Source organism: Acinetobacter sp. WCHA29 (genome assembly GCF_002165335.1).
Classification (GTDB): Bacteria; Pseudomonadota; Gammaproteobacteria; order Pseudomonadales; family Moraxellaceae; genus Acinetobacter.
The window spans coordinates 34,496-60,847 of record NZ_NHRQ01000001.1; the positions used below are offsets into that span (position 1 = coordinate 34,496).

Below are 26,352 nucleotides of genomic sequence, written 5' to 3' on the forward strand. Positions count from 1 at the left end.
TTATTTAATTAGACTGAGAATTCTTCAAAACAAACTCTTTTAAAAAGGCAGCAACTTTCACATTGACTTTGAAAGGTGGTATTGACTTCCCATCCTCCTGCTCGAAATATTGCTTTGCTTTTGTCTTATCTACAGTATTCAATAATGCATCAAAGCGTGCAAATTCATTGATATTATTTTCATTGACATGTGCGCTGATCAAATGTCTTAGTTTGGACTCATCTAAACCAAAAGAAGTCGAGATAGCATGTATTTCATCTTCCTTGGCTTTAAATTGATACTCTGTAATATAGTCCCTAAATGACTTAGCTTCTTGCAATTTCACATCACCACGTTGAACATCATGCAAAAAGATATTGGCAATTCTTTGCTCATCATGCGTCAAAGCTGCAAAACTTTTATGCAGTTCATTTAATGCTTCTTCAACCGAAATTGTTTTTTCACTGTCATGTAATGCTTTTAAGTATTTGGTAAAGCGACTGTTCATGTAATCTGAATCAATTTTATCGGTATCAATTTCAGTCAAATAACCGTCTATCTCAAATGGAACACTGCCCCCACCGCCACCACTTCCACCCTCAGAAAATAATTCCTTATAACGTAAAGCAAGAATGAGATATGTTTGTTCATCTATTGCAACTTGAAATGGTAGTTTACTCGCATTATTGTCGTTAAAGTGATACGTCAGTATGTTCCAATTAAAGCCCTGAATTTTTGCAGCTTCTAGGTGCTCATTGAATTGTTTAAATAACTTTGCAAACTGACCACAAGCCTCTTTGTCTTCAGGTAACTTTTCAAAGTTTTCGATGCCCGCACTTTTAAATAGTTGCTCTATATCAATAAAAATAGCGTTTAATTTATTTAGGTTGTCTTGCAGTTTATCTACAAATAAAGCCAAAGGTTTATCGCCTGAATACAACTTTACTGCTGCATCAATATTACGTTTCATCGTATGCGGACGTCGGTAATATCGAATGATACCGAACGGTTTATCTTTACCAAATAAGCGGTTGGTACGTGAAAATGCTTGAATCAAGTTTGCATACTCAAGTATTTTATCCAAATACAAGGTATTGACCCATTTAGAGTCAAAACCTGTCAGCATCTGATCAACAACAATCAATAGATCAAGCTGTTTTTCAGGGGTATGTTCTACACGCTTATACAATTCTTTGTGGGCTAAACGGTCAGCAATATCACGCTTCATTTTGGCGTGGGTGGCTAAACTGAACTCCATGCCATAACGATTGTTATAGTCGCTAATGATCTCAACTAAACCATCTTCTTTGAATTTAGCATTTTCATTATTATCAATATTTGGATCAAACAGTGCCGTAATTTTTAGCTCAGGCTTAAGCTTTTTAAATAAGCGATAATATTCAATTGCTTCAGCAATACTACTTGTCGCAAACATGCCATGAAATTTATTATTTTGGCTATATTGAATCCAGTTCTCTAAAATATCCTCAACCACTTTCTTCTGGTGCGCTGGACGACGATACTGTTCAGTCAGTAAGTAATCCTCAATCCCTTTGATATAGTTATTGGCTTTGTCCCAATGACCTGCCATAGCAACCTGACTTTTATCCATAAAACGTAAATAAATTTCTTTCTTTTTAGGATCAGCCAAAGCTTCTTTAATCGTATTGGCTTTGGCTTCATCCAAAGCCACCACTTCTCGTAGTTTTGAATCTTTATAGGTTGAAATCAGGTAAGGATCAAAACCCAGTACATTTTTATCTCGAATACCATCTGCAATACTGTAACGATGCAACTCATTCCCGAATACTGTCGCTGTGGTATTCATATTCTTTTCGTTTTCGTCTTGAATCGGTGTCCCTGTAAATCCAAAAAAGACTGCCTGAGGAAAGGTTTCTTTAATGGTAATGAGCATATCGCCAAAGGTCGAACGGTGTGCTTCATCTACAATAATGACAATGCGCTTTTTCTGCATCTGCTCAATATCATGAGCTTTGAGTCCACCTTCTTCTTGTTTGATATTACTCATTTTTTGAATTGAGCTAACAATCAGGACTTCATTCGGATTTGTACTTTTGAGCTTGCTAATCAGCGCATGGGTATTTTCAGTGGATTGTACAAAGTCATCTGTATCCGCAAAGTTGTTGTATTGTTCTAAAGACTGCGTACCGAGTTCAATACGATCCATCAAGAAAATCACTTTATCTGCATCTTTCGAGGTTGCAATCAGATAAGCCGATTTGAAACTGGTCATGGTTTTACCTGAGCCAGTCGTGTGCCAGATATAACCACCTAAACGGTCTCTTCCATCCCACTCGATCCGTGCCACACGGTCGGAAATCGCACGGACGGCAAAGTACTGATAACTACGCATGACCTTTAACACGCCATCGGTTTTATCCGCTACGGTGTAAAAACCTATGAGCTGATGTGCCATAGGAATCGACAGCAATGTTCCTGCAATGTCTTTCCAATAATTGATTGGTTCGTTATTAAAGTCTGCCCAGTTAAAATAGTAGTCTGAGTTAAATGATCCATCTGGGCCTGGATTTGCAAAGTATTTGGTTTCTTCGGGGTTCATCGCTACAAAGATTTGTACCAATGAAAATAGTCCTGAAAAGATGCCTGAACGGGCATAGTTTTCGATTTGATGCGCTGCTTGACTAACAGGGATGCCTGAGCGTTTCAATTCGATATGAAACAGTGGCATACCATTAATCAACAGCATGATGTCGCCACGTCGGTCATTTAAAATCGGTGAAGACGTTGGGAATTTGGGTTGTTGTACAATTTGATAACGGCTTTCTCCAGCCGCAATTTGCTGTCGGTCATAGATACTGAGGCTAATTTCTTTACCTAAGTGTGCTACATCATTTGGATTGTCTCGTTTGATAGAAACTGTTTTACCGTTAATAAAGCCATTGAGTGCCAACGGTGTACGCAAGTTTTTAATTTGTTCTAATATTTGTGCCATTTCAGAGTCAGTAAGTGGCTGACCATTCAACCGATCTATACCACTATTATTTTCAAATAGAATTTTTGCCCAATTTTTAATTAAATCTTGTTCCGTTGGATTTTTTAGAACAGTACTTTCCCAACCCTTGTTAAATAGAGTTTCGATAAAGGCCTGTTCAAATGCTGTTTCTGTTTTAAATGTCATGGTCTATTTGCTTTTTATCAAGTCAATTTTAAATTCTATCTCCTTACATCAAGTAGGAGTCCCCCCTTTGTTAAAGGGGGTTAGGGGGATTAATTAAACAAACATCTTTTCTAAAAATGCTTGTTTTAGATTTTTTAGGGTTTGAAGCTGTTGCTGTTGTAATACGAGGGTTTCATCAAGTTGTTTAAAGAATTGACCTATTGCAATCTGCTCAGTTTTATCAGGAAACTTAAACTCCATTTGCTTAAACATTCCTGTAGTAATCTGATTAATTGTAGCCCCTAAATTTCGACTAACAGCTAAATCAAATAAACATGTATCAAATAAAGCATTAATAAAATATGGATTTTTAGCCTTTACTCCAGTCATAAATGCACCAATGACTGTATTTTTCATTTGCTTATTTATGACAGCATGTTTTCCAATTAAACTTCTCGATCCATTTCGTACCACAACAATAATATCACCAACTTCTACATTACAGACATTCACAGCATCATGTACGACATATACATTATCATCCATGAAAATTTGATTATCTTGAACATTTGAGGATCGTAAAACCAATGTTCCATTCTTGTTGGTAAGATCATCAGGTGAATAAGTTAATCCACTAAAGAATTCTACTTCATTATCTAAAAGTTTCTTTTCCCAATCCCCACTAAACCCTTTTAAACGAATTTCAGGCTGTTTGCTTCCTGCTTTTGGAAACATTTTTTCCAGCATGGCTTTTTTTAGATTTTGCGTTTGAGCTAGTTTTTTTTCATGTAAAGCAATGGATTGATCAAGATTTTGGAAAAAGTTACCGATTTGGGTTTGTTCATCATAACTAGAAAAGAAAGATAGGAATTCTTTCATATCCGATGAAAGAATATGTCTAATCGTATTACCAGTAGCAATTTTTTCTATAGCATTTTTTGTACTGTTCGTTTGCCATTGATAATTTAAAAAGTGAGGATCAGTTTGCACCTTATAATCTGAAAACATAATCAAAGCATGGGCAGCTGAATTGTTTAATTCTTCCGAAATTACAGCGGAGTGCCCCACATGACCTGACTGAACCATCACAATATCATTAGTTTTAAGCCATTTATCTCTTTGTTTAAAATAAAAATAATCATCAATAAAAATTTGTGTGTTTTTATTAATTTTTCCATTTTTTACATTATTAGACTCTAAGTAGAAATTTCCTTTTTTAACATAAAAAGGAGTCGCTGTACCAACAAAGGCATTTCGAATTTTGCCAAAAATATTATTTAATGGTTGCTGACTCCAACTTTCACTATGTCCGTTAAATCTCACCTCAGGGTATTTTAACTTTTCCATATTAAGCCCCTTTTAACAGTGCTTGAAACTGCGCCAAACCTTGCATATCAAAGTCATCACCTGTTAAGTCATCAATCAAGTTAGCAAGGCTATTTTCCGCTTCGGTGAGCTTTTGCGTGGTTTCGGTATAGGTCACTGCATACTTATCTGCCAAAGCCTGCACCACATCAGTCAAATGCTCAATCATTTCATTTGGTAATGCCAAAATTGTAGACACAATCGGTTGCACCCACTTCGCTTCCAACAATTCTAAAACTTGCTCATCTTGCAAAGCTTCAATCGTGACTTTAGTCAACAGATGCAAAGCATTCGCATCGGCTTTAATCTCAGCTTTCAACTCTTTTTCCTGTGCAAGCAAATCTTCCACTTCGAACAACTTCGCTTCCAGAGAGTCTTCCGCAAAAGTAAAATTCGCCTGTAACGTTTTTAAATAGGCTTTGACTTTGGCTACAGCAAATGTGCCGTTTTTATTGGCTTCAATCTTAGCCCACTGTACTTCAGGATGTGCCTGTATAAACTGTTCTTGCTCAGGCTTTTTGGCTTTATTTGCAAGCAATACTAACAATTCATGGATCGCACGGATTTCAGGCGTTTCAATCTCTTCAAATGCCTGCTTCAATGCTTTGGTAATTTCTGCGGTAACAAACGCATCATTGGCATCGTTCAATAAAGTGTCTTTTTCTTCCTCAGACAACGAGTCCATGATCGCTTCGATTTCAGCACTTGCCTCAGTTAAAGCTCGTTCTTTGCTTTGCAAAACAGTAAGTTCATCAATGAGTAAATGCTGTTGTACCAAATCAAATGGCAATACATAACCCATCCAACCGTCTTGAACTTCCTGCTCCTTACCATCTTTCTTTTTAATGACGATATTCGGATTGACAATCTTGGCAGCAGCTAAACCTTCAGATTGAATAATCTCCAAGTCCCCTGCGATGCTTTGCCATTGATCATCTAAGGCTTGATAGGCTTGATATTTATCAATTAAAGCAATATTTTCCAAACGCTTGAAAATATCCTGACTTAAAACATTTTCCTGCTGTGCAATATGCAAAGTCTGCATCTTGCCAATGAGTTCAGCTTTTAAATAATCATGGAAATTAGCAAAAGCAGTATTAAATTGCGTTTTAAATGTTTGAACATTGGCATGCTGATGAATAGCGTGACTGATTTCTGACGTGGCTAAATCGACATAAGGTGTATCGCTGTCCGTAAATAAGTCTTTACGAAGCTGAGGGAATGCACTCCAATAGTCGGCATGTGCATCAATTTCTTTTTTTGGAATACCGCCAAACATGGTGGCATAAATATCCCAAGTTTCTGCTGTTGCAGACGAGTCTACATAACGAGGAATATTTAAGTTATAACCTTGCCCACGGATTTCTTTCAAACTGACCAATTTAGAAAATTGCTCAACATCTTTACGCTGTACAACTACATCAACAACTTTCTTAATATTTGATGCTTGAAGATGATTATTCTTCCCAACTTTAATAAAGTCTTTCGATGCATCAACGATTAATACATCACTGCTTTGGCGACGCTGTTTTAAAATAATGATGACAGTTGGAATACCTGTACCAAAGAAAATATTGGCAGGTAGCCCAATGATTGCATCAATATGTTTATTTTCAAGCAAGTTTTTACGGATACGCTCTTCTTCACCACCACGGAACAATACGCCGTGTGGCAGAACAATTGCCATGATGCCATCAGGTTTTAAATGATATAGATCATGTAGTAGAAACGCATAGTCTGCTTTGGTTTTTGGCGCTAGTCCAAAACGAGCATAACGTGGATCAGATTCTTTATTTGATGAATCCCATGCCTGTGAATATGGTGGATTCGATACCACAGCATCTACATACAACGGCTCATAGGTATTGATCGGATCATTGTCATCAAAATACGGCCAGTCATCCTCAAGCGTATCGGCATTTCGAGCCACAATATTGGCAGGTAGAATGCCACGCATCACCAAATTCATACGGGTTAAGTTATAAGTATTTTCCTTTAACTCTTGAGCGTAGTATTTGATTTTATTTTCATCATTAACGTGCTTGGCAACGGAACTACCAATGTTAATCAACAATGATCCCGATCCACTTGTTGGATCGTAAATTTTAATTTCGTCTTGGTCTTTTAAATGATGTGCAATGATTTCAGACATCAACACAGAAACTTCATGCGGAGTATAAAATTCCCCTGCTTTCTTACCTGCATTCGCAGCAAATGAACCAATTAAATATTCATAAATAAAACCAAGTACATCATAGTCTTGCTTGCTATTCATCGGAATAACTTTGATCAGTTGCAATAAATCACTGATGGCTTTGGTTTGACTGTTTGAGTTGTCACCAAGTTTACTCAAACCTGTTTCTAGTGTTTTAAAAATGCCATCGAATACTTTTTTATGTGATGGGCTAATTAAACGTGAAAAAGCAGAAAGTGCATCACGGACATTGGCAACGTTGAAGTCATTGCCTTTTTTCAACCATGTCGAAAACAGATTGTCATAGGCAATAAAGTAACCAATACCATCTTTAATAAAATCAACAGTTTCAGGATCTTCTTCTGTGAGTGCTTCAATATCAGCCTGACTAAAGTCGTTAGTTTCTAAAAAAGCTTGCTCTTTGTCTGATAGAAATTTGTAGAACATGAACCCTAAGATATAGTCTTTATATTCATTTGCCTCAATTTTCGAGCGCATTTTGTTTGCGGAATCCCAAATTTTGGAAGCGAGTTGTTGCTTGTTCATAGGTTGTCTACAGTTCTTAAAAAAGTTAAAGCCTTTATGTAACGAAGGCTTATGATGACTGTATTCTCGTAGATTTTGGGGGCATTCTCAATCACGATTGCAAATTCCTTATGTTCTATCTTGAGATTTACTGTAAAAGTTGTTTACAAATTAAAATATTGACTTTTAACATTTCATATTCTTATTAATTTAATATAGTTTTTTCATATATTTAATCCAACAATTTTAACTTATGGCAACTTTAGAAAAGAACTTAGAAATAGCAAATTTAGTATGTAAATTTGGGGATCACAATCTACTAGACTTGTACAAAGAAGTTGTCGAACCTTCATTTTTCAAAAATAAAAATCGAAAAGCTGGCAAAAGTAATTTCTATTTTGATGAAGTATCATTGGTCAATCTAGGTGAAGATATTCTAGGTAAAAAAGATACTCTAGCTTTAGTAGGACGATTTGTAAAACAAACTAAACTTGAACGTGAACAGTATCGCGATTCAACAGGGAAACTAGTAAAAGATAAGAAAAAACTTGATTCTGCACCTTCTGCAATTTTTGCTTTAATTTTGAATAACCATAGATTACTTTATGCTGCTGAAACTAAATATGCTCCAACTCCAGAAAATTTTAGAAGCACATTGTCATATTTTTTAAGAAATGAACAAATTAATTATAAAGATAGTTTACCGAAAGAAGAAAGAAATCCCTTTTTAAAAAAATTCCCACTTGTTGAGCTAACACTTACTCCACTTACCAATCAAAAAACTTTAAGTGAAAATATTTACTTATTCAATAAGTTAAAGAAAGTGACATTTATTCTCAATGATCGCAATTCTGAAATTGATGGAGAGGATATGTTTCGTCAAATGCAAGAAACTTCAGATGAAGCTGGAGGTCAAGGAAAATTTGAAATTACCAATAACGAAGGTTTAAACCAAAAAGTTATCGCTAAAGAAGCAAATAAAGCGACTATTCAAGGAAACCAAAACATAATACTTCTTGGTACAGATAAGTCTGGCAAACGATTAAAAATTGATAATGAAGATGTGAAAATTCAAACGACTATTGATGTTGTTCAGAATAATATTTTTACTACAGTTCTACATATGTTTTCAGAATTCAAAAGTCTTATCCTATCAGAAGAAATCAAAGTCAAGGAAACTGATAGCGAAACACAAAAAATACTTGACTCAATAGATACAAGTAAAGTTCTTGACCTAAATGAGACTGAAGAATGAGTGAGCTATTACAAGAAAAAAATCTTAGGGAGATTTATAGAAAATCTAAAACGATTCCAATATCAAATTTTAATACATATTTTCCAGTAGTGGTCGGGGCTATTTTTTTGTTCATCTTGCATATTGGTAATGTAAGTATAGAAACCAGCTACAGTAAAATTAATGAATTGTCTTCATTTCTATTCTCTCCAATATTTGCTACCTTAGGTTTTTTAGTGGCTGGATACACGATTTTTTGTACAATTTCGCCGTTAGATTTGCAAAAAAAAATGATTAAATACACTGATGAAAAAACCAAGCTAATTTTTTTTAAGAAAGTCCATTTCACATTTATTAGAGTTTTTATTTACTTTATTGTCTTTAGTTTCCTGTTGTTTCTTATATTTTTTTTTAAAGATTTGAATCTAGACTTGGGAAAATCTATTTTTAAAATTGATACTTTAAGAGGAATTTATAAATACACTAACTACTTAATTCTTACACTCTTAATAACAGGGACTACTTTTTTATTTTGTGAACTTAGTTCATTTATTTTCAATATTTATAATTCAGTTGCTACAACCTTGCATTGGTTGATAAACAACCCACCAAACTCAAATAATGACAAATAAGTTATCCATAAAAGGGAGCAAAAGCCCCCACTATTATTCTTCTCGGCTCTCTAACTTAGTTTCTATCCATTGATGGATTTCCCAAGCTGACCAACCAATAAGAGATTCGCTTAAACGAATTGGCTGAGGAAATGTAGAATCATAATATTTTGACTCCTTATTTATGAGTTCGTAGATTTTTGACCGACTAATGCTGGTGAACTTCATTACATCTTTAATAGTAATAATTTGATTCATCTGAAAAGATTGAGCCATAAGTACATCCATGATGTTTTCTCCTAATCAATTCAAAGCCTGCACACTCTGCTGCAACCCTTTCTGAATATCCTGAACATGACTTAAATCATCGGTCTGCTGATGCTGTTCTGATTTAGATTCATCCGTGTAAAACTCCTCAACAGTATCTAAGCCCTCTTCACCTCCCACCTCAAAACTGGCATTGCCATAACCCTGCCGTGCCACATGATCCAACGCCTCCTGATAAAACCCTGCTGCTTTGCTCTGTTCATCCATCTGCTTGGCTGAACTAATCGCATCTTTCAAGTTTGTGCCGTCACGTAAGGTTAAATCCACGTAATAGATCGGGGTACGATAACTTTGAGTTGTGCTTTTGCCTCTCAGAGTGAGTTGCAAAGGCAGGCACGAAAGCAGGTCACCCGATGCTGCATGGTAGTAACGCAACCTTGCCGCCAAAGTGCGGATGCTATTAAAGCCCGTGGTTCTAAAGATGAATGTGCCAAACTCATCCGATTCATCTAAATTCACATACAATCGTCCATAGGGTTTGCACAGTCCACCTTGCGCCAATGAACAGAGATCAGGTGATGGGCATGGGTGTTGTTCAATGCCGTTTTGACCGAGTCGCTGGCAGGTTTCTCCATTACCTGAACAGATTAAACGCCCTGTTTGTCGGTCAAATAGGCTGTACTCTGCACGTAAATTCAGTTCAGGATCGTTGAAGATCATACGGACTGGAATGCTTCTGAGCTTTTGGTTTTGGTTCGGTGCTTTGGCACGGAGTTGTTCATCAAGTGGATGCTTCACCCAGCCATCCTTGTTCTGGATTTGACTGGTAATGGTGAACTGGTCATCCTTTTCAGGGAGGCGTTTGCCGTTCTTTTCCACGATCTTGCCGATGCTGATACGACCTAAAACGGGTGGTGTGATTGCTAAACCTTTAATCATGTTGGATTCCTCTTCGGTAATTTTTGACTGATGCCCCTTTGATATGAGTAAGAAGCAGTCATTTTTTGAAATGCATATAAATCTCGCAAGGCAGTCCATTTGCTCTCTATAGGTACGTTTCCTCAACGTGCTTATGGGGAGCGGGGGCTGTTTTGCGCTTTTTTGATGAATTGGGGATTTAATGGGTTGGATGGATTTTTGTGGGAATGTTTGGAGATTCGGCTTAGGCTAATTTATTTAGACTGATCATCATCTGCATAAATCTGAAAACGCCGTGTGCCCTGTTTGTTTTGTGGAAACTGTTGCAGGAACTCAGGATGCTGTTGCAACAAGGCTTTACTGTCCAGACCGACTGAATCCTTGGATTTCTTCCAAGTAACAGACCCTGTTTTAAAAGTCGCTCGTTCTGCATCCTGCATCTTGGCTTGGATTTGATGCTTAAGCTGGTCAAAGCTGGCTTGGTGCTGTTCAATCAAATGACGTTGTTTTAACAATTGCTCAAAGTCTTGATTGGCTGCCACATCTTCAGATAAATCTGTCGTACTGAGTGGAACATGGGCTGGATATAACAGTTGTAAAGCTTTGGCTGCCGATTCAGAGGCATCCACATCAGGCGGCACATCTTTTTCCACACATTCCCAGAAATAGCGTTCCGCATTGATGAGATATTTGATCACTGTTTCATTACGTGTGACCTTAAATATCTTGGTTTCATGCCCACAGATCAAGGCACAAATATGTGCTGCCTGCTTTCCTGTTACTGCCAATTGATGCTGCACCTGACACAGCACATATAAAGGCACGCCATCTCGCCATAGTTTTGAGCCATATTCCCCCACCGTTTTACATTCCAGAATCTGCACTTCATCATTACCGACTACGGCATAATCCAGATTTGCCAACATAAAGTGTTTGTCTTCATCGGGGTGTTGCAGCACTGCATTGACTCGACGGACTTTATGATTGGTGTGCATGCTGTAGTATTCAGCCACCAACGGTTCTAGCTGCTTGCCCCAGTACAACGGTGCATAGCCTGCGCTTTCATCCTCGATATTTTGTTGCATCCGCCCTGTCTTGATCATCCACAGTTCCAGCATCGACATATACGGATTCAGTCCACAGGCGGTGGCGGCATCACTACTGCCAATGCCCAGTTTTCTGACTTCCAGCCATTGTTGGTAATTCATCTGTTTGGTGTTGGCAAGTCGTTTTGCTACACGTGTTTTGGTTTTTCGTGGCTGCGTATTCGGTCGGTCTCGTTTGGTTCGAGTTCCGACTTCAACCTGTTGAGTCGATGAGTTTTGAGTGGTTGGATTCAGGTTGGGTGAATACGGCTGTAACGGTGGATTGTTTAAGGTGTTTTGAATTTGAGTATGACTATTCATTAAAAATATTCCTGTATCGATAAAAGTGTAAAAGCTGAATTTCGGGCATAAAAAAAGCCACGTCGGGGGAGACGTGGCGAAAAGGTTCTGCGGTTTAAGTTTTACCTGATGTTTAAATTAATCGGTTTAACTTAAATAAAACTGAACAATAACTAGATTTATTAAGTCACCATTCTTAATGCCTGTTCCAAACCTCGTTGTTTAATGGCTGCACCTGCACCAAACCAAGCTGAATCTAGTCGATGGTCGATACTCATGGCTCGACGTTCATGGTCACAAAACTCGGTGATGCTGCATAGCAAACCATACGCCGTATCTTTAGCGGAACTCAGTTCTGCCCCACGTCCATGTCCGTTAAACATGGTCATGACTTTTGACATTGCTCGTCCATTCGGTTCAGTTTTATTATCTGCTTTGGATGGGCTTGTTTGATTTGGCATCGCTGCATTGCGGTAATACTGAATAATGCTTTCATCCTGTTCCGCCATACTGAGATTGGTATTGTTAAATACCGCATCAAAGTAAGCTGCCGCTTCCTGCTGCGTCACCTTGCGCTGACTAAGCTGCTTCATTTCATACATATGTTCATCCCATGCACGAACTGAAATTCCGAGTTGCTGTTTGACCCGTTCAGCATCAAATCGGGTACTGTGTGGCACTTTGACTACACCTAAATTACCTTGTTGACCACGTAGTGCGATTGCCAAAGTGTTGTTACACACCACACGGATTGAGGTAAATTGTGCCGTGGTGGCGAGTGTGCCATCACAGGCGGTTGCTAAAAGAATATAGCCATTACTGACATCTTTTCCTTTTAAGGCTGCGCTTTGCCCTGTCCGTGCCAGTGCCCAGAATTTCTTACCGCCTTTCAGTACCCCTGCTGTTTCCAGTTCAAAGCCTGATTGCTCAGTCAAGTCTTTATAGAAATGCAGGATTTCCATTGGCTGGACTTCCTGAAAGCGCTGGCTCACTACCGATAACGGTGCATGGGTGTCTGAGCGGTAAAGTACCCGTTGTTCTTCAAAGGGCATAATGATGTTTTGTCCTCGATGGTTTTGTGCCATGTAGCTGACATCGGAGGATTCAATCCGCCAATCCATGCCTGCCTGCTCTGCCCAGACTTCCAGTGGTTGATTAGGTGTGAGCTGGTTGCCGAGCCCATGCCAAGGGGTTTGTCCAACGAATGCCATTGTTTCAACTAAATGTGCCATAAGATCTGTCCTTTAATTTTGCTGTAAATTGTGTCTTGTTCAGTATTTATGCGTGCTGATGCTGGAGCGGGTTTGATCGGCCAATACCAGAATCACGCCACCCAGTGCTGCACCTGCCACGCCACCAAGCATCGGTGAGAAGCCCATCGACTTGGCGAGGTTCATGCCCAGCATTGCCAATGTCGTCGGTGCGCTGGCAAGGCTGAGTTGCAGGGGTTGGGGTTCTCGAAAGCGAGGGCTATACGATTCTTCTTCTGTATCCAAATACGACATGGAGTTTCTCCAATAGTTAAGAAATGAGTGTTTAAAACGCTGTAGCAATGCCCCTAAGTTCAGTGCTTGGCGTTGCTTCATTTCAGTAATATGTATTTGAAATAATTTGGAATCGTATGCCTGTTCATTTTTTACTGAGTTGTACAAAACATCGGGACAAATCGAATTGACCTATGAAATCGTTATGATTATGATGGGCTTGCTGACCTACATCGTCAGTCGGTTTTGACAGACCGCTTCATACAGCGCATCAGGGTTTATTCATCTGAGTATTCTTCGTATGCGTAAAAACCTTCTCGTCCCCCTTTGCGGTAGAACGGGAGGGGGACGCGTTCGCGCGTGCTGGTTCTGTATGTCCAGTCTGTCAACCCCTTTTCGTTCTGCCACCATTATTTGACAGTGATGCGGTAGAACTCCATATACATACAGGAGTCAATCATGACTGTTTTCTTTATTTCCAATCACGCCCCACCCTTGCCTATCTGTCATGGCACGTTGCCTTATAACGTTACTCATCTGACAGACTAAATCGATATCAGCACAACTTTTTTGATGTGAATCAGGTTTGCATTACCCTTTCAATGATGTTCAGTCATTGCTGCGTTGCTGTGCCTAAATTCTGCAAATCAGTTTGTTCTGTGCCTTCTAAAAAAGTAATAAAAAACAATAATTCAGGATCACAATTTCATGAACAATCGAATCAAAGCATTTCTACAATGCAGTGCTGTTGCTGCCTGCATGTCCATGACCAGCCTCAGCCATGCCGATGCAAAAAGCATGACCCAGTTTTATAACAATCCCGCCAGTGCGCCTAAAGTGACCCGTTGTAAAGGCAACGTCAACTGCAACGCTTTTTTTGCCCTGTCTAAAGAATGGCAAGTGATTCCCAAGAACTACAAACTGGATGGTTATAACCTCAGAAGCTTTATTGAGGACAATGATGGCGATGGTTTAAACCGTGACTTTGCTCCGCCACAGCAAGATCGTGCCTACCAAATCCTCGAAGCGGGTGCATTTACCTTTAAGGAAAAAGCCCGTAATGATGCTGACCTGCTGATCTTTGTGAAAGGTCTGGCGGTTCTGCACTACATTGACCGTGGTCAGAAATAATAAAAATCAGGAATAAAAAATGAATAACTTTATTAAGACATTGCTTCAATGCACTGCGGTGGCAGGCTGCATGTCATTTGCCAGTTTAAGTCATGCCGACATGAATCAAGTCATGGCACTCATCAATGATCCCGCATCCGCACCTGCAATCAGGCGCTGTGATGGCAACCAGAACTGTAATGCCTTTGTGGCAATTAGCAAACAGTGGCAAGTGATTCCCAAGGATGATCCCCTGCGCTACTACATTTACAGTGCTGACCTGAATGCAATTCTCAGGGAGGGTGACAAAGGCCTGAATGAACAGAAGCTCAGGGACATCGATGAGTTTGCCTACCATCTGTTTGACTACAATGCGGAGAACTTTAATGACAGGTGGATGTACGTCAAGGGTTTAACCGTTCTGAAATATGTACAGCGTACCCAGTTTGATCCTCAGTGACAGGTACATTGCCCCACACATCCATCATCGATTTAAAAGGAACTTCCCGCCATGAAAAGATTCATACTTACGGCTGTGATTTTATCCAGCCTCACCGCCTGCAATAAGAAACCTGTCGGGGAATCCACAGAACCCGCAACCGATGTTGCCAACATGGATTTGGCTGACCTCAAACCACAAGGCGACACCTCAGAAAAAGCTGACTGGCCTTTGGATGCAGCCACAGAACAAAAGGCTGAGGCTGCCGCAATTGCCCATGACCAATATGATCCAGACAGTATTTATACGGGATCAGACAATATTGCCATTCCATCGCCCCAACTCAAAAGACGGCTGTTGCCTGGGGAAACGGTAGAGGTTCAGTTCAGACCCGAGGGATTTGTTCCGATATACAAGATTATCGCAAGTACAGGACTGGCTGGAACGCATCTGCGCATTGTTGCAGAAACAAATAATGATGTGATTGATGCTGTCAAAATTAATCAGGGCGATTGCAAGATTGCAGGTGTAGAACCCTACACCGTCAAGTTTCCGCAACGGGTACATTACGGCATGGTATTCGATCTTGCCATCGAAAACTGTACTGCCACTCAGATCAATAATGTCACCTTATCTACAGTACAGGGACAATTATCACACAGGCCAATGGAAGAATAATTTAAACCATTGATGGTCACCCATACAGGAAAAAACCATGAAAACCCCATTACTGATCTTGGCTTGCAGTTCATTCATATTATTCGGCTGTAACAAGAATACTGCATCACAAAACGCCAAGGACTCCACTGAAACCTCACAGACCGCTAGTGAAACCAAGACCATCGACCCAGACCGCCAGCAACTGATGGATGAACTGGCAGAATATAAGGACAATCCTGATATTCCCCCTGTACAGGAGAAATTGGCTCGTGCCTATTACCAAATGCTGAAAACAGGTGGTGGTGACTTAGAAGAGATTCGTGGATTTATCAGCGAACTACAGGACACCGAACAGGCTGCGGTGGAGCAAGCAGCACAAGAGGAAACGCCATCCGCCAATGAAAATTTTGAAGTTCGTTTGTCCTCTCAGGAAGTGCCTGGCACAGCGACCGCTCACTTTGCGGCAATGGCTGTGAACAAGCTTGAAATCATTTCCCTCAATGATGCCAGTACCTCTATCACAGGAGTTAAAGTGAATCGTGGCAATTGCCCTGTTGGCAGTGGCGAGGGCTACAGGAACATGCGTTATGGCAGCGTAGGCCATGTATTTCTGCGTTGTGATCCTCAACAGGTGCGTGAAGTCACCTTAACCACCGCCAATGGTGAATATACTTTTAATATGAATGGGCAATGAACAAAATCAGTAAAGTAATGAATCCCATCATTACTTTACACTTTCACAATAATTCATTAGCCAAATGATTAATCTAAATAACAAAAGATCAATTAGTCTTTTGCCTCCTCATTCTTAAACCCTTTTGCTACTCCGAAAAAGCTATGCTAAGATGACCTAACAAAGCCGCGTCATGCTGAACCTGCTGTCGGGTTAAACGACGTTCTATTACTTTATATATTCGACCTTGCCTATATTCCATTGTGGTCGATGTGTAATCGACAGACATCGACCAAGTAAAAGGTAATTGGCATGTCTGAATCTACTATTTTTATTTCTAAATCCGCATTCCGTAATCTCAAAAAAATAGCTAAGCAAAATTTAGGCTATGTTTCTTCGTCGCATCTAAGTGAGGGAGTTGCAGCTGCACTTGGATTCAAAACATTTGCAGCACTGCGTGCAAAATTTGTTGAACATAATACTACAGAGGTTAATAAACCTGATAATGCTCAGCTTCTTGAGCGTTTAGCACACTTTGGTTATCCCATACCAAATAATCGAATCATTTTACCGACATTCAATAAGTCCTATACTCCATTTCATAACCCACCTCTACTGAAGATGCAGGGTGTCCGTTGGACAGCATGGCGTAATCTCATGGTAGCAGCAATCAACGCTGGCCTAGAACAAAAGCTCTTTGGGCTATCAGCAGAAGACAACTGGTGGACAAATAAAGAAAGCTCTCATTGTCGCTATCTATTTTTATTTAATAACAGTATTCCTGCAACAGCTAGTGTTAAGGCTTGCCGCGGTGGTGAATTAGCGTTCCATATACTTCTTGCCCCAAGAAATAACACAGTTAATGCAGATGAATGCCGTGGAATACAGGATGGAATGGCTTTTGCACATGGCTGGTTGGAACGCACTCTTGGTGCTTGGATTATGGAGGGAGGTGAAGATTTTTCTTGCAAACGTGTTATACAGCCCCAAGTTGCCCAAACTGTAATTCAGCCTCAAGGCTATTCTGATCAAGGAAGTTTCATTTTCTAGCCTTATCACAAGCATTTTGCCTTTATCCCGACATGTCAATATCCATACCTTGAGCAGGTGTGGATATTACAGATAACAAATGATAACTGACACCATCACTTTTCTGTGACCTGATAACCATAGATTCACTTCAGAGAATTCCTAATCCATATTGCACAAATCCAAATAAATTTTTAGACTCAAATACCCCCTCTATTTCAATAATGAAGAAATGAAAGAACAAATTTTAGCCTTTGTAAAAAAAATGAACGGTCATGTTTCATTTGTAGAGTTACAAAATCAATTTCCTGAAATAAAAGGAAATGAACATTTTGGACAAGAAAGTTTTAACTTATTGTTCTGGCCGAATGTAACGATGGAATTTATTGAATCAATCAATACCCTAATAGCAGAAAATAAACTTAAGTTTGCGCCTTGCGAACCATTGCTCTATACAGGAGATGGCGTAATTTTTGACTTTCCTGTCGCAAAAGAGTTCAAGAAATATGCCTCGTTACGTTGGTATCCGTTGGTTTTTAGTGCTGCTTGAGCCTATCTCAGGTCAGTTTATAGACTGACCCTTGTACTCCATATAGAATAATTTTAAATATTAAAACTTAAATTATATACATCATACGAAAAAAATATGGTACATTTTGACAAAATCATTCAGGTATTATACTTATGGATATCAACGAGCTTCGCCCACACATTCAAAGTCGAATCGCACACGAATTCGGGAATATTTTTTTAGACAATCTAGAATTTTCTGTAAAAAATAAACTGTTAGAAAAAGACTTCTTTATTCAAGAAATGTTTGATTCTCCAGAACTTGCAAAACAAGAAAGTCCAAAGTATGAACCAGGTTTAATAATGGATGCTCTTAACTCCACAGCAAAAGATTCTGGTCATAAAGCCTCGATTGAAGATACAAAACCTAAAGGCCATCAATTTGTGCAGATGACAACTAATTCTTGTCACGTCGTTATAACTAGAAGAGATTCAAAAAATACTAGAAATGCTCATTTTTATATAGAACAAGCTCGGTCAAACATTGGTCTGGTTAAAGGCCATCAAAGTGATCTATTAGTTAAGGCTATTCTCAATGAGGATATCGAGCTTGACGACTTATTATTTGTTTGCGTAACCAGTTATTGGAATTCAGATTTTGAATTACTTGATCTAGATTTCATAATTCCACATCCAATTGAAAACAGACCTATTCTACATTTTAGTTTAGCAGAACTTAAAAAATCTGCCTTAGAACCGATGACTGATGTCGCAGAAGAACCTATACTCGCGATCAAGAAGCGCCTTGAACAAGCTGATGATGATTCTCGCGCTTCAGGTGAGTAAATATTGGAGGTACAGACGATGTTGGGTATAGATAAGTTCGAGCCAGAAAGGTTGAAACTTGCCCGTCAAATGTACGATGACTTAAGTAAGACTGCTTTGGCTACAATGATTGATGTAGCACCATCTACTGTTACAAAGTGGGAAGATGGCACTCATAGCCCTCAGCCAGAGGTATTAAATAATCTAGCTGAGGCTTTAGGCATTCCTTTGCATTGGTTTATTCGTAAAGTTCCTAATTACGGTAATCCCTTATTTCTAAATCGTGCAAAAAAACGTGTGCTTAAAGCCCCTTGTTCTAGATCGAATGCAATGCTAATGAATTTAGCAGAAGTACATGCAATTGCAGATGAGTGGATTTCATTTCCTAAAGTTGACTTAATTACTCCTCTATCTAGAGAAGAATCTCTATCATTAGATGATGGGAAAATTCAGTTATTAGCGGAACAATTACGCACACATTGGGGATTGGGCTCTTCCCCCATCCCAAATTTGATGAAACGTATAGAACGTGCAGGTATTGTAGTTGCTAGATTTGAGATTGGTTATGAAGAGATGGATGGTACATCTGCGTGGATAAATGATAAGCCTTATATTTTTATTGCTGCTGATAAACATAACTACTTCAGGAGTAGATTTGATTTAGCACATGAGTTAGGGCATATCGTAATGCACAAGTATCTAACAGAGGAAGATAAAAAGAATTGGTTTGATAAGCTTGAAAAACAAGCCCATTATTTCGCCAACTGTTTTTTATTTCCAACGAAAGCATTCATTGCGGAAACGAGAAGTCGTATTTCTTTAGAATCCTTAATGTTACTTAAAAAGCGTTGGGGCATCTCTTTAGCAGCAATGATATATAAAGCTAAGGATCTGAATATTATTTCTGAAGATCAGTACTCTAAGCTCTGGAGAAGTTACCGTTATCGTGGTTATACAAAGTTAGAACCTTATGATACTGAAACTATTCCTGAGGAACCTAATCTACTTAAAAATATGATCAAGATGCTGCTTGAACAAGGAGGATTCGATAAAGCTAATATTATTGATAAATTTGGTCTTAAAAAACATTTGGAACTGCTGGCAGGATTACCTAAAGGCTTTCTAGATGATGATTTTGGTCAAATAATCAACATGAAGCCTACAACTGTCAAATCGAATCAATCTGAAAGCTTAGTACCATTAAGTAAATCTGCGAAAATCATTAAATTTTCACGCAATTAATCAAAGCAGCCTCTGTGGAATCAGAGGCTGCTATTTAACTATTCACCAGACTAATATATAGATCATGGCTACATCTCATGCATTTATTTAAATTGACTAATGAGCAATTAACACAGATGCTTCTACCTGAGCGGTTTGCCTCCTCCTCAGCACAATTAGAAGTAGAAAATACTGATTGTGTTTTTAAACATTCAGATACGTTTGAAATCACTTATAAAGAACTTATTGAAATAATTGGTAAGGCGAGGTTAGCTGGAGCACAGCTTATTCCTACAAATACGAACCACTAAATGAGTAGTTCCCTAAAGAAAGTTAATCTCCGTTAGACATCAACAAATACGGAATACATGACGATAAAGGCTGAATGCGCCTATTTGCCTTGTCAAACTGGGCAATACCAAAAGTTCGCATTCTCCATATCTTGGATCGTAGGTACTGAAACTCTTTTTCAGGATTGACCAAGTACATGGCTGCGTTAATGGCATTCATCACCTGCTGAGGATTGTCACGATGAATCATACCAATGCCCAATGTACCCTCTCGCTCAAACTTCCTGATGTAGTCAGTATCATGACAATTAAAGTACATACCACTACGACCTGTGATTTCCAACCAAGCCTCACCAACCAACTTGGCTAAACCATAACCCTGCTGGTGTTTATGCCCGTCATAGATCAGTAATACATGTGCATGCAGACCCTTGGTAGCACCCTCTTCCAGTGCCCATGCATAACCCTGTAGGTCACTAAAACAACCGTCCTGATTGGCTAAACGGCTTCTAAAGGTATCCATGTGCTGTTGAAAGACACCGACATCCACTTGATACTGTTCTTCTTTTAAATAACCCAAATCAACACGTACAAACAATAACTTGGAATAGTGCTGGGTTAAATCCGTTAAATACTGCTGTAAACGTTTCCGATTTCTTTCCTCTTGATTCTGATGCTGACCAATGTATTCCTGCATACCATGCAGACTCTCACGAAATATGATTCTGAGGTATGACATTTCTTCATCACTGAAATGAATCATCTGGTCATAGGGTTGGAACGAAAGCATTTCATCTATTGCAGCAATGACATTCACAAAGCCTTGAATACTTGGTACATAGCGTAAGTCATTCCGATAGAACACTTTAAATGCAGGTACTAAATCAACCAAGGCATACTTTAATTGTTCATTGCTGATCTGGTCGTTATAGACCTGATGCATTACGTGATCAATGGCTGTTAAGACGTAAGATGAATTAATCGGTACTGTATTGAAATCTAACATGAAAGTTCTCTAGGATGATTGAATCATACTAAACAGACTCATGTGATAATTTACTTATTGTGGGATGGATATGAGTAAAGATCATAGTAGAGATATGATCTTAGTCTATTGATTAATATCAATAATCTTAGATATATATCAAGATATGTATATAGAAATATAAATGAATATAAGATTAGTTATATATTCATAATATTAATAACCTGCTCACCTGAGCACATAGACCTTCGATGAAGTGGCGGCAGCCCCATCACCAAATTCACCACTGCAACGGCAAAACAAGAAATTACCCTGTAAGCTAAAGTTACGTATCTTGAGGTTCATCTGTACCTGATGAATCTTTTTTACTTACTTTCTGCTTTTTTCTAGGCTTATTTCCCTTAATTAACACCTTAGGTATATTGTTATTAGGCTTTTCCTGAAATGTACAATCGACAATAAACTCAGGGACACTTTCTGTCAGTAACTTTTTCTGCCGTTCTTTATTTACAGATTCGATAAGTGCAGACCAGTTTGGTGCAATTTCTATTGAGGCTGACCATGATCGCCATCTCTCTGAAAATACATGAGTAATCTCTAATTTCGTCCTACTGATCTTTTCAGGAACCAACATCAACATTGTGGGTTTACAATGCTTATCTAAACAGCTTTCCCATTCTGCCTTAAGCCATTTAAGTATTTGATCATCCCTCACATTAAAAGCGTTGTTATCCAAGAAAAAAATAATTTCGGCATAAGGTGTGGTATCCTGATTTTCTCGCCAAAAGCCCCAATATCCACTCATCCAATATAAAGGTCGAGCTCTTTTGGCTTGATGTAGAAATTTAGTAAATAATTCCGAGAACTCACTTTGTTGCGTTTTTTTATACTTGAAAACAAGTTGGAACTTTACATAAAAGGCTTTAACATCGTTCTTTAGTAACGGTTTGAGATATTGATTCGTTGTATCAATACGGTCTTGATAAAGCTTATATTGATTTAGGCGATGTGTCGCAATTGACTGTCCCGCTAATTGCGTAAGAGGCAGATTTAGAAAGTCTCTTAATTTTGCAATATGATTATCTATATCTACCAAATGTTTTAATTTGATGCTTTTAGCAGCAACTGATTGTTTAAAATTAAGAATCAGTTGAAAATTTATTTTTTCACTGAACAACTGATGATATAGAAGACTATCTTTAATATGTACATAGTGTTCTGAAAGGGAAATAAATTGACGACCTATTCGTGTCAACGCTTTTTCTAGTACTGGAACTGTAAGCTCAGAAATATCAGATTGATCCTGTCTAAGGTCAAAAGCATAAAAAGATGAATCTAAAAGTGTCTCAATAAATATTTCAAGATAATTTAGACTTTTAGAACTAGCCTCATCCAAAGCTCGGTAATAGCGTTTCGATAAATTAATTCTATCTTTTGCATTTTTAGACAAATGTCGGGTAGACCAAGTACTCTTTTCATTGAAATTCAAAGCATCAGAAGGTTTTAACAATTTCTGCATTGATGCCTGTGCTGACTTTAAAGTTTCATGAAGTACTTCGTAGTTCGGTACCCCCATGAAGTTTTGATTAAGTTGACCATGCAGGTAATTCTCACTATGTAACTGTAAATACTGATCAATTTTAAAAAAGTAGTTGAGTACCCATTGCTTAAATGCCCTAATTTTTGTGGTATCAGTAGATTTTAAAAAACCTACTGCTTGTTTGGAATAATGCTTTCTGAGAACAGCATTCCAATTACGAATTTTTATCTGATTTAAATTAATTTGATTAGTGCGGAATAGACATTTTAGGTCATCAACAATCTGTTTTTCATCAATTGTTGGAGCAGACTTCAGATAAAGAATACAATGTAAATTAATACCTGATCTAAAATCTGGTTCAATTTTAACCAACCCATAGATACAACCTACGATTTGCGATAACACAAGCTTAACGCATTGAACAATATTAGCATTCTCAGCCCAAAATTTCTTTTCCTCTTCTCGATAGTTTATAAGTGAAAAATTGATAAATCTAATATCGAATACAAACACATACAAAGATGAATTTGCTTTAAGGAAATTTTGGAACACCAGATACTCATTTTCAATCTGATGCTGAACAAACTCCTCCATTTTTTGAGTCTTCTGTAAACGATATTGTGTATTTGCACGAACCAATGAAATAAGTTGTTGAACTTGTCGCATTGGAAAGTTTTCAACTGACCAATTTTGATAGTGGGAAGCTCTATAGATAAAAGCCTGCTTACTGTATTCATTTGTTGCTTTTCGATAAGCAAGCAAGTTTGTAAGCTTTAAATTTCTGGCTATTTCCCACTGACAGTCATTATCTAAACGTTCATAGTTTTTTCTCAAATCTTCAAAATAAACACTAGAGCTTAGAATCGGGTTTGAGAGCAGATTTAATGGAAAACGAAAGGTATCCAACTCTGCACATACTTGATCAATTTTTCTACGGTTATTCTTACGCTCAAACAATTCTGCCAGCCAATTTTCATCCCAAATGCCATCCTGAATATCGCAAATAAATTGTTCCGCTTTTTGCAACAGATCAACATGCTCTTTGAATAATACATATTGCTCTTTACTTACAGCTGATGTGTTTTGAGCTCCACTAACTCGATGCCTAAATAATTTATAAAATTCATTATTTATAGTTAATCTATTTTTCTGCATTTTAAATGTACTAAACCCTTATATATAAATGATAGTAGACAAATTACAATTTTTTTAAAAATCTATTAAGAACAGTTAATATATAATTAAAACACATCAAAAAATATAGGTTAATACAAAAAATAAACCCATAAAAAGGATAAAAATGAGCACACACCAACCCAGTTAAAGCTGGGCTGATGGGCTGTCAATTTAGTCAATTAGATATGTTTATTTGTTCCATTGAATACATCATTTTTTATTGGAATTAGTGCAGATACCAGACGGTATGTAGGTCAACTTTTTTTATTTTTTACGACAATTTGCTCAACAATTTCTGGATGCTTTTTTAAAAGATTCTTGATCGATTCTGGTTGGTACAAAGTGTTGTAAGCCAACTTATTCCCTAATATCGAAGATGGATCATCTGCCAAGGATGCTTTTTTAAAAGTCTCACATTCCATTCTGAGACCTCTGATCCAATCCTCAATCGTTTTGTCCCGTGTCTTAGGTTGGTAGAAGTTTCGTTCAGGTGGATTCTTCTTATATTCTTCAAATTCCTTTACGGTTTGCTTTAATAATTGTGTTTTTTCTTCCAATTTTTGATTGATCCATGCCTTATCAAAATCTTTTAATACACGATCCAGCTCAGGCAGTACGCTTTCAACAGCTTGATTCAAGTTTTTCCAACGACCTTGATTAGTTGCTTTTTCCAGCATGAATTCAAATATTTTTTGCTGCTTTGGGTATAAATAATCATTATATCTTTCTCGAACACCCCTCAAACCACTTAGACGACGACGTATAGTATCTGTCACGCCATTGCCTATCTCCATATCTAAAAATTTATTAAGCATTTCTTTGAAAAGTCTTTCACTTTCCTTTTTAGTCAATCTATTCAAATCTTGCTTTAAAGCATTTACTTTTTGAGCTAATTCCAAAAAATCTTGACTACAATAATTCTTATTATCTTTCATAACTTTAAGTGGCTCTTGCATTAACCTCAAAAGAACACTTTTATCATCATCGTTCACTAAACCATAGCCAACAGAACTCCATAGATAACTCAACCCCTGCTCGTCAAGTTTTAAATGATCAATGCCACAGTCACTCCGCCTCTTCACACTAAAATGATATAAAAAGTTCCAAAATATCTCACACTCTAAATCATTCAGAACATCTAAAGTTACATCAGACATATAAAACCAATTGTTTATAATTTTCATGATATTAGCATATCATTATAGTTGTGTATTTTTATACTTAACTGGTATTCTTTTTTTCTATAACTAAAATTATTAGCATAAAAAAATCATTAGATAACAAGATTTATCAGGAAAATTTATGGGCGCAGCAATTCAACTATCCACTTCAGACTATTTATTCATGAAATACCGTTCAATGACGGTTTTACTAGATGAGGTAGTAAAAGACTACTATCCTCACCTCAGCAAGGTGAAAGTCCTTGAAAAAGCACGTAATCAGGAATTTCCTTTTTCTTGCTTTAAATTGGATAAAAGCCAAAAAGCACCGTACTTTGTTCATATCCAAGACCTAGCCAAAGTTTTGGATCAAAACTATACATTGGCTCATCAGGATCATATTAATCTTCACCAATGAGAGGCAACACTTCTGCTAGCTCTATCGTCTTTTTTCTTTTTTTCACAGAAACATACCTTTCCAAACTTCCCCACGAATCATGCAAGCTTACCTGCTGAATCTGGGGAATGGTAAAGCCCTGTTCTGCAAGACGTGTACATCCCTCGTGCCTTAAATCGTGAAATCGTAAATCTTCAATACCCAGTAATTTACAGGCATTCCTAAACTCGCCCCCTATGGTTCTAGGGCTAAGTGGTATCAATAAGTCCTTATCGTATCCCCTTTTAAGCATACGTTTCCTGACGTCTTTACGCTGCAAAAGCTCAATCATCTTTTGACATGGTTCAAGGACATTAAACTCTTTATGATTTCCTTTGGAGCCCTTGGGATTCTTCAGGTCTCTAACTTTCCAAACTTCATTATCCACATCATGATCAGCCAGAAGCATCTCTGTGATTTCCGCCTCACGTCGGCATGAAAATATAGCAAACCACATGATCAAGTGCATGGGATAACTATATACAGGGTTCTGCCATTTTCGATAAAAGTATTCTGTCAGTTTTTTTAACTCCACCGTGGTCGGCAATCTGTCGCGCTTGCCACTGGAGGAAATTTGTCTGGTTTTCCTTAATTGAGCTGTAGCCTTATCAAAACCAGCCAAATCTACATTCACGTCCCACATGACTGAGGCATGGGACAATACACCACGGATATGCAACAGCTCATGTTGCAAAGTACTCGTTGCAATTGGCTTTAAATCCAGTTTGTCATACCCATTCTTGCGTAAAGCAACATGATCAGAAATATCTGCTGGTTTTATTTTTGTGATAATATGCTGCGCTATTGGAAATTTCTGAATTAGACGAAGACAGTAGGTTTTGGTACGACCATATTCATTGCCAACTTCATCAAGATATTTCTCTATGGCATTGGCTAAAGTGATGTTGGTCACATCCGATCTGCCTAATAAAATCTCTGGATTTTCTTCGATTTCCTCTTCACGCATTGCTAACCATTTTTGGGCAAGTCGCATTGAACTAAACGTTTTACTCTCTTTGAAATTTGCAAGGCCTTTACGGCTTATTCTAATTTCAGCACGAAAACGTATTGTTCCATCCGCCAATTTGCGTTGTGAAATTGTTCCCATAATTTACGCCTTATCTCTTTTCCAAGACCATAATGGCGTAATTTGGCGTAAATTTCAAAAATAATGGTGCGAAATGAGGCGTAAAAAAT

24 protein-coding genes are annotated in these 26,352 nt (G+C 38.0%); 12 read left to right on the plus strand and 12 right to left on the minus strand.

The genetic code is table 11. The features are described from left to right. Window positions 1-4 precede the first annotated feature (4 nt). From CDG59_RS00205 to CDG59_RS00215, 3 genes are all read right to left on the minus strand, one after another. The gene (locus tag CDG59_RS00205) at window positions 5-3,139 is read right to left on the minus strand and encodes a type I restriction endonuclease subunit R (RefSeq protein ID WP_087542806.1); all 3,135 of its coding nucleotides are present in this window, start codon (window positions 3,137-3,139) and stop codon (window positions 5-7) included. Between the two features lie 93 nt (window positions 3,140-3,232). Then, entirely contained in the window at window positions 3,233-4,465 is a 1,233-nt protein-coding gene (locus CDG59_RS15340) for a restriction endonuclease subunit S (protein WP_205666448.1), read from the minus strand. A gap of 1 nt (window position 4,466) precedes the next feature. After that, entirely contained in the window at window positions 4,467-7,223 is a 2,757-nt protein-coding gene (locus tag CDG59_RS00215; RefSeq protein ID WP_087542808.1) for a type I restriction-modification system subunit M, read from the minus strand. Window positions 7,224-7,455: 232 nt separating this feature from the next. Here CDG59_RS00215 and CDG59_RS00220 point away from each other — a divergent pair, with 232 nt between their 5' ends. Then, window positions 7,456-8,457, plus strand: coding sequence for a hypothetical protein (locus CDG59_RS00220; RefSeq protein ID WP_087542810.1), 1,002 nt, complete (start codon window positions 7,456-7,458; stop codon window positions 8,455-8,457). Further along, complete coding sequence (locus tag CDG59_RS00225; RefSeq protein WP_087542812.1) at window positions 8,454-9,068, plus strand: hypothetical protein; 615 nt, start codon at window positions 8,454-8,456, stop codon at window positions 9,066-9,068. Before CDG59_RS00220 ends, CDG59_RS00225 begins: the two co-directional genes overlap by 4 nt. 33 nt (window positions 9,069-9,101) lie before the next feature. Here the strand turns inward: CDG59_RS00225 and CDG59_RS00230 are convergent, their stop codons facing one another. The 5 genes from CDG59_RS00230 to CDG59_RS00250 form a co-directional block, all read right to left on the minus strand. After that, a complete protein-coding gene (locus CDG59_RS00230; RefSeq protein ID WP_087542814.1) occupies window positions 9,102-9,335 on the minus strand; it encodes a helix-turn-helix transcriptional regulator in 234 nt (77 codons plus the stop codon). Window positions 9,336-9,350: 15 nt separating this feature from the next. After that, a complete protein-coding gene (locus tag CDG59_RS00235) occupies window positions 9,351-10,253 on the minus strand; it encodes a hydrolase or metal-binding protein (protein ID WP_087542816.1) in 903 nt (300 codons plus the stop codon). 233 nt (window positions 10,254-10,486) lie between these two features. After that, entirely contained in the window at window positions 10,487-11,638 is a 1,152-nt protein-coding gene (locus CDG59_RS00240; RefSeq protein ID WP_087542818.1) for a YqaJ viral recombinase family protein, read from the minus strand. A gap of 161 nt (window positions 11,639-11,799) precedes the next feature. Beyond that, window positions 11,800-12,849 (minus strand): DUF932 domain-containing protein, encoded by a 1,050-nt coding sequence (locus CDG59_RS00245; RefSeq protein WP_087542820.1) that lies wholly within the window; start codon window positions 12,847-12,849, stop codon window positions 11,800-11,802. A 39-nt stretch (window positions 12,850-12,888) separates the two neighbouring features. Further along, complete coding sequence (locus tag CDG59_RS00250; RefSeq protein ID WP_087542822.1) at window positions 12,889-13,122, minus strand: hypothetical protein; 234 nt, start codon at window positions 13,120-13,122, stop codon at window positions 12,889-12,891. 687 nt (window positions 13,123-13,809) lie between these two features. On the opposite strand from CDG59_RS00250, the gene CDG59_RS00255 reads away from it, so the two are divergent. The 9 genes from CDG59_RS00255 to CDG59_RS00295 all read left to right on the plus strand — a co-directional run bounded on the left by CDG59_RS00255 (window position 13,810) and on the right by CDG59_RS00295 (window position 19,879). After that, window positions 13,810-14,232 (plus strand): hypothetical protein, encoded by a 423-nt coding sequence (locus tag CDG59_RS00255; protein ID WP_087542824.1) that lies wholly within the window; start codon window positions 13,810-13,812, stop codon window positions 14,230-14,232. A gap of 19 nt (window positions 14,233-14,251) precedes the next feature. After that, a complete protein-coding gene (locus CDG59_RS00260) occupies window positions 14,252-14,671 on the plus strand; it encodes a hypothetical protein (RefSeq protein ID WP_087542826.1) in 420 nt (139 codons plus the stop codon). 51 nt (window positions 14,672-14,722) lie between these two features. Continuing rightward, the gene (locus CDG59_RS00265; protein WP_087542828.1) at window positions 14,723-15,328 is read left to right on the plus strand and encodes a hypothetical protein; all 606 of its coding nucleotides are present in this window, start codon (window positions 14,723-14,725) and stop codon (window positions 15,326-15,328) included. 37 nt (window positions 15,329-15,365) lie between these two features. Beyond that, window positions 15,366-16,004 (plus strand): hypothetical protein, encoded by a 639-nt coding sequence (locus CDG59_RS00270; RefSeq protein ID WP_087542830.1) that lies wholly within the window; start codon window positions 15,366-15,368, stop codon window positions 16,002-16,004. Window positions 16,005-16,295: 291 nt separating this feature from the next. Beyond that, window positions 16,296-17,033 (plus strand): hypothetical protein, encoded by a 738-nt coding sequence (locus CDG59_RS00275; protein WP_087542832.1) that lies wholly within the window; start codon window positions 16,296-16,298, stop codon window positions 17,031-17,033. A gap of 211 nt (window positions 17,034-17,244) precedes the next feature. Continuing rightward, window positions 17,245-17,562 carry a hypothetical protein gene (locus CDG59_RS00280; RefSeq protein WP_087542834.1) on the plus strand — a complete coding sequence of 106 codons (318 nt, stop codon included), beginning with the start codon at window positions 17,245-17,247 and terminating at the stop codon, window positions 17,560-17,562. 134 nt (window positions 17,563-17,696) lie between these two features. Beyond that, complete coding sequence (locus CDG59_RS00285) at window positions 17,697-18,368, plus strand: hypothetical protein (RefSeq protein WP_087542836.1); 672 nt, start codon at window positions 17,697-17,699, stop codon at window positions 18,366-18,368. 18 nt (window positions 18,369-18,386) lie between these two features. After that, window positions 18,387-19,589, plus strand: coding sequence for a helix-turn-helix domain-containing protein (locus CDG59_RS00290; protein WP_087542838.1), 1,203 nt, complete (start codon window positions 18,387-18,389; stop codon window positions 19,587-19,589). A gap of 77 nt (window positions 19,590-19,666) precedes the next feature. Continuing rightward, the gene (locus CDG59_RS00295) at window positions 19,667-19,879 is read left to right on the plus strand and encodes a hypothetical protein (protein ID WP_087542840.1); all 213 of its coding nucleotides are present in this window, start codon (window positions 19,667-19,669) and stop codon (window positions 19,877-19,879) included. 22 nt (window positions 19,880-19,901) lie between these two features. Here CDG59_RS00295 and CDG59_RS00300 read toward each other — a convergent pair whose 3' ends face one another. From CDG59_RS00300 to CDG59_RS00310, 3 genes are all read right to left on the minus strand, one after another. Next, window positions 19,902-20,864, minus strand: coding sequence for an inovirus-type Gp2 protein (locus tag CDG59_RS00300; RefSeq protein ID WP_087542842.1), 963 nt, complete (start codon window positions 20,862-20,864; stop codon window positions 19,902-19,904). A gap of 304 nt (window positions 20,865-21,168) precedes the next feature. After that, entirely contained in the window at window positions 21,169-23,538 is a 2,370-nt protein-coding gene (locus tag CDG59_RS00305) for a hypothetical protein (RefSeq protein WP_087542844.1), read from the minus strand. A gap of 275 nt (window positions 23,539-23,813) precedes the next feature. Continuing rightward, window positions 23,814-24,716: a hypothetical protein gene (locus tag CDG59_RS00310; RefSeq protein ID WP_143225205.1), complete on the minus strand. Its 903-nt coding sequence runs from the start codon at window positions 24,714-24,716 to the stop codon at window positions 23,814-23,816. Window positions 24,717-24,861: 145 nt separating this feature from the next. Between CDG59_RS00310 and CDG59_RS00315 the strand changes: the two genes are divergently transcribed. After that, window positions 24,862-25,137, plus strand: coding sequence for a pyocin activator PrtN family protein (locus tag CDG59_RS00315; RefSeq protein WP_087542847.1), 276 nt, complete (start codon window positions 24,862-24,864; stop codon window positions 25,135-25,137). Here the strand turns inward: CDG59_RS00315 and xerC are convergent. Beyond that, window positions 25,121-26,263 carry a tyrosine recombinase XerC gene (gene xerC, locus CDG59_RS00320; protein ID WP_087542849.1) on the minus strand — a complete coding sequence of 381 codons (1,143 nt, stop codon included), beginning with the start codon at window positions 26,261-26,263 and terminating at the stop codon, window positions 25,121-25,123. The two genes, CDG59_RS00315 and xerC, sit on opposite strands and share 17 nt — an antisense overlap. Between the last annotated feature and the right edge of the window lie 89 nt (window positions 26,264-26,352).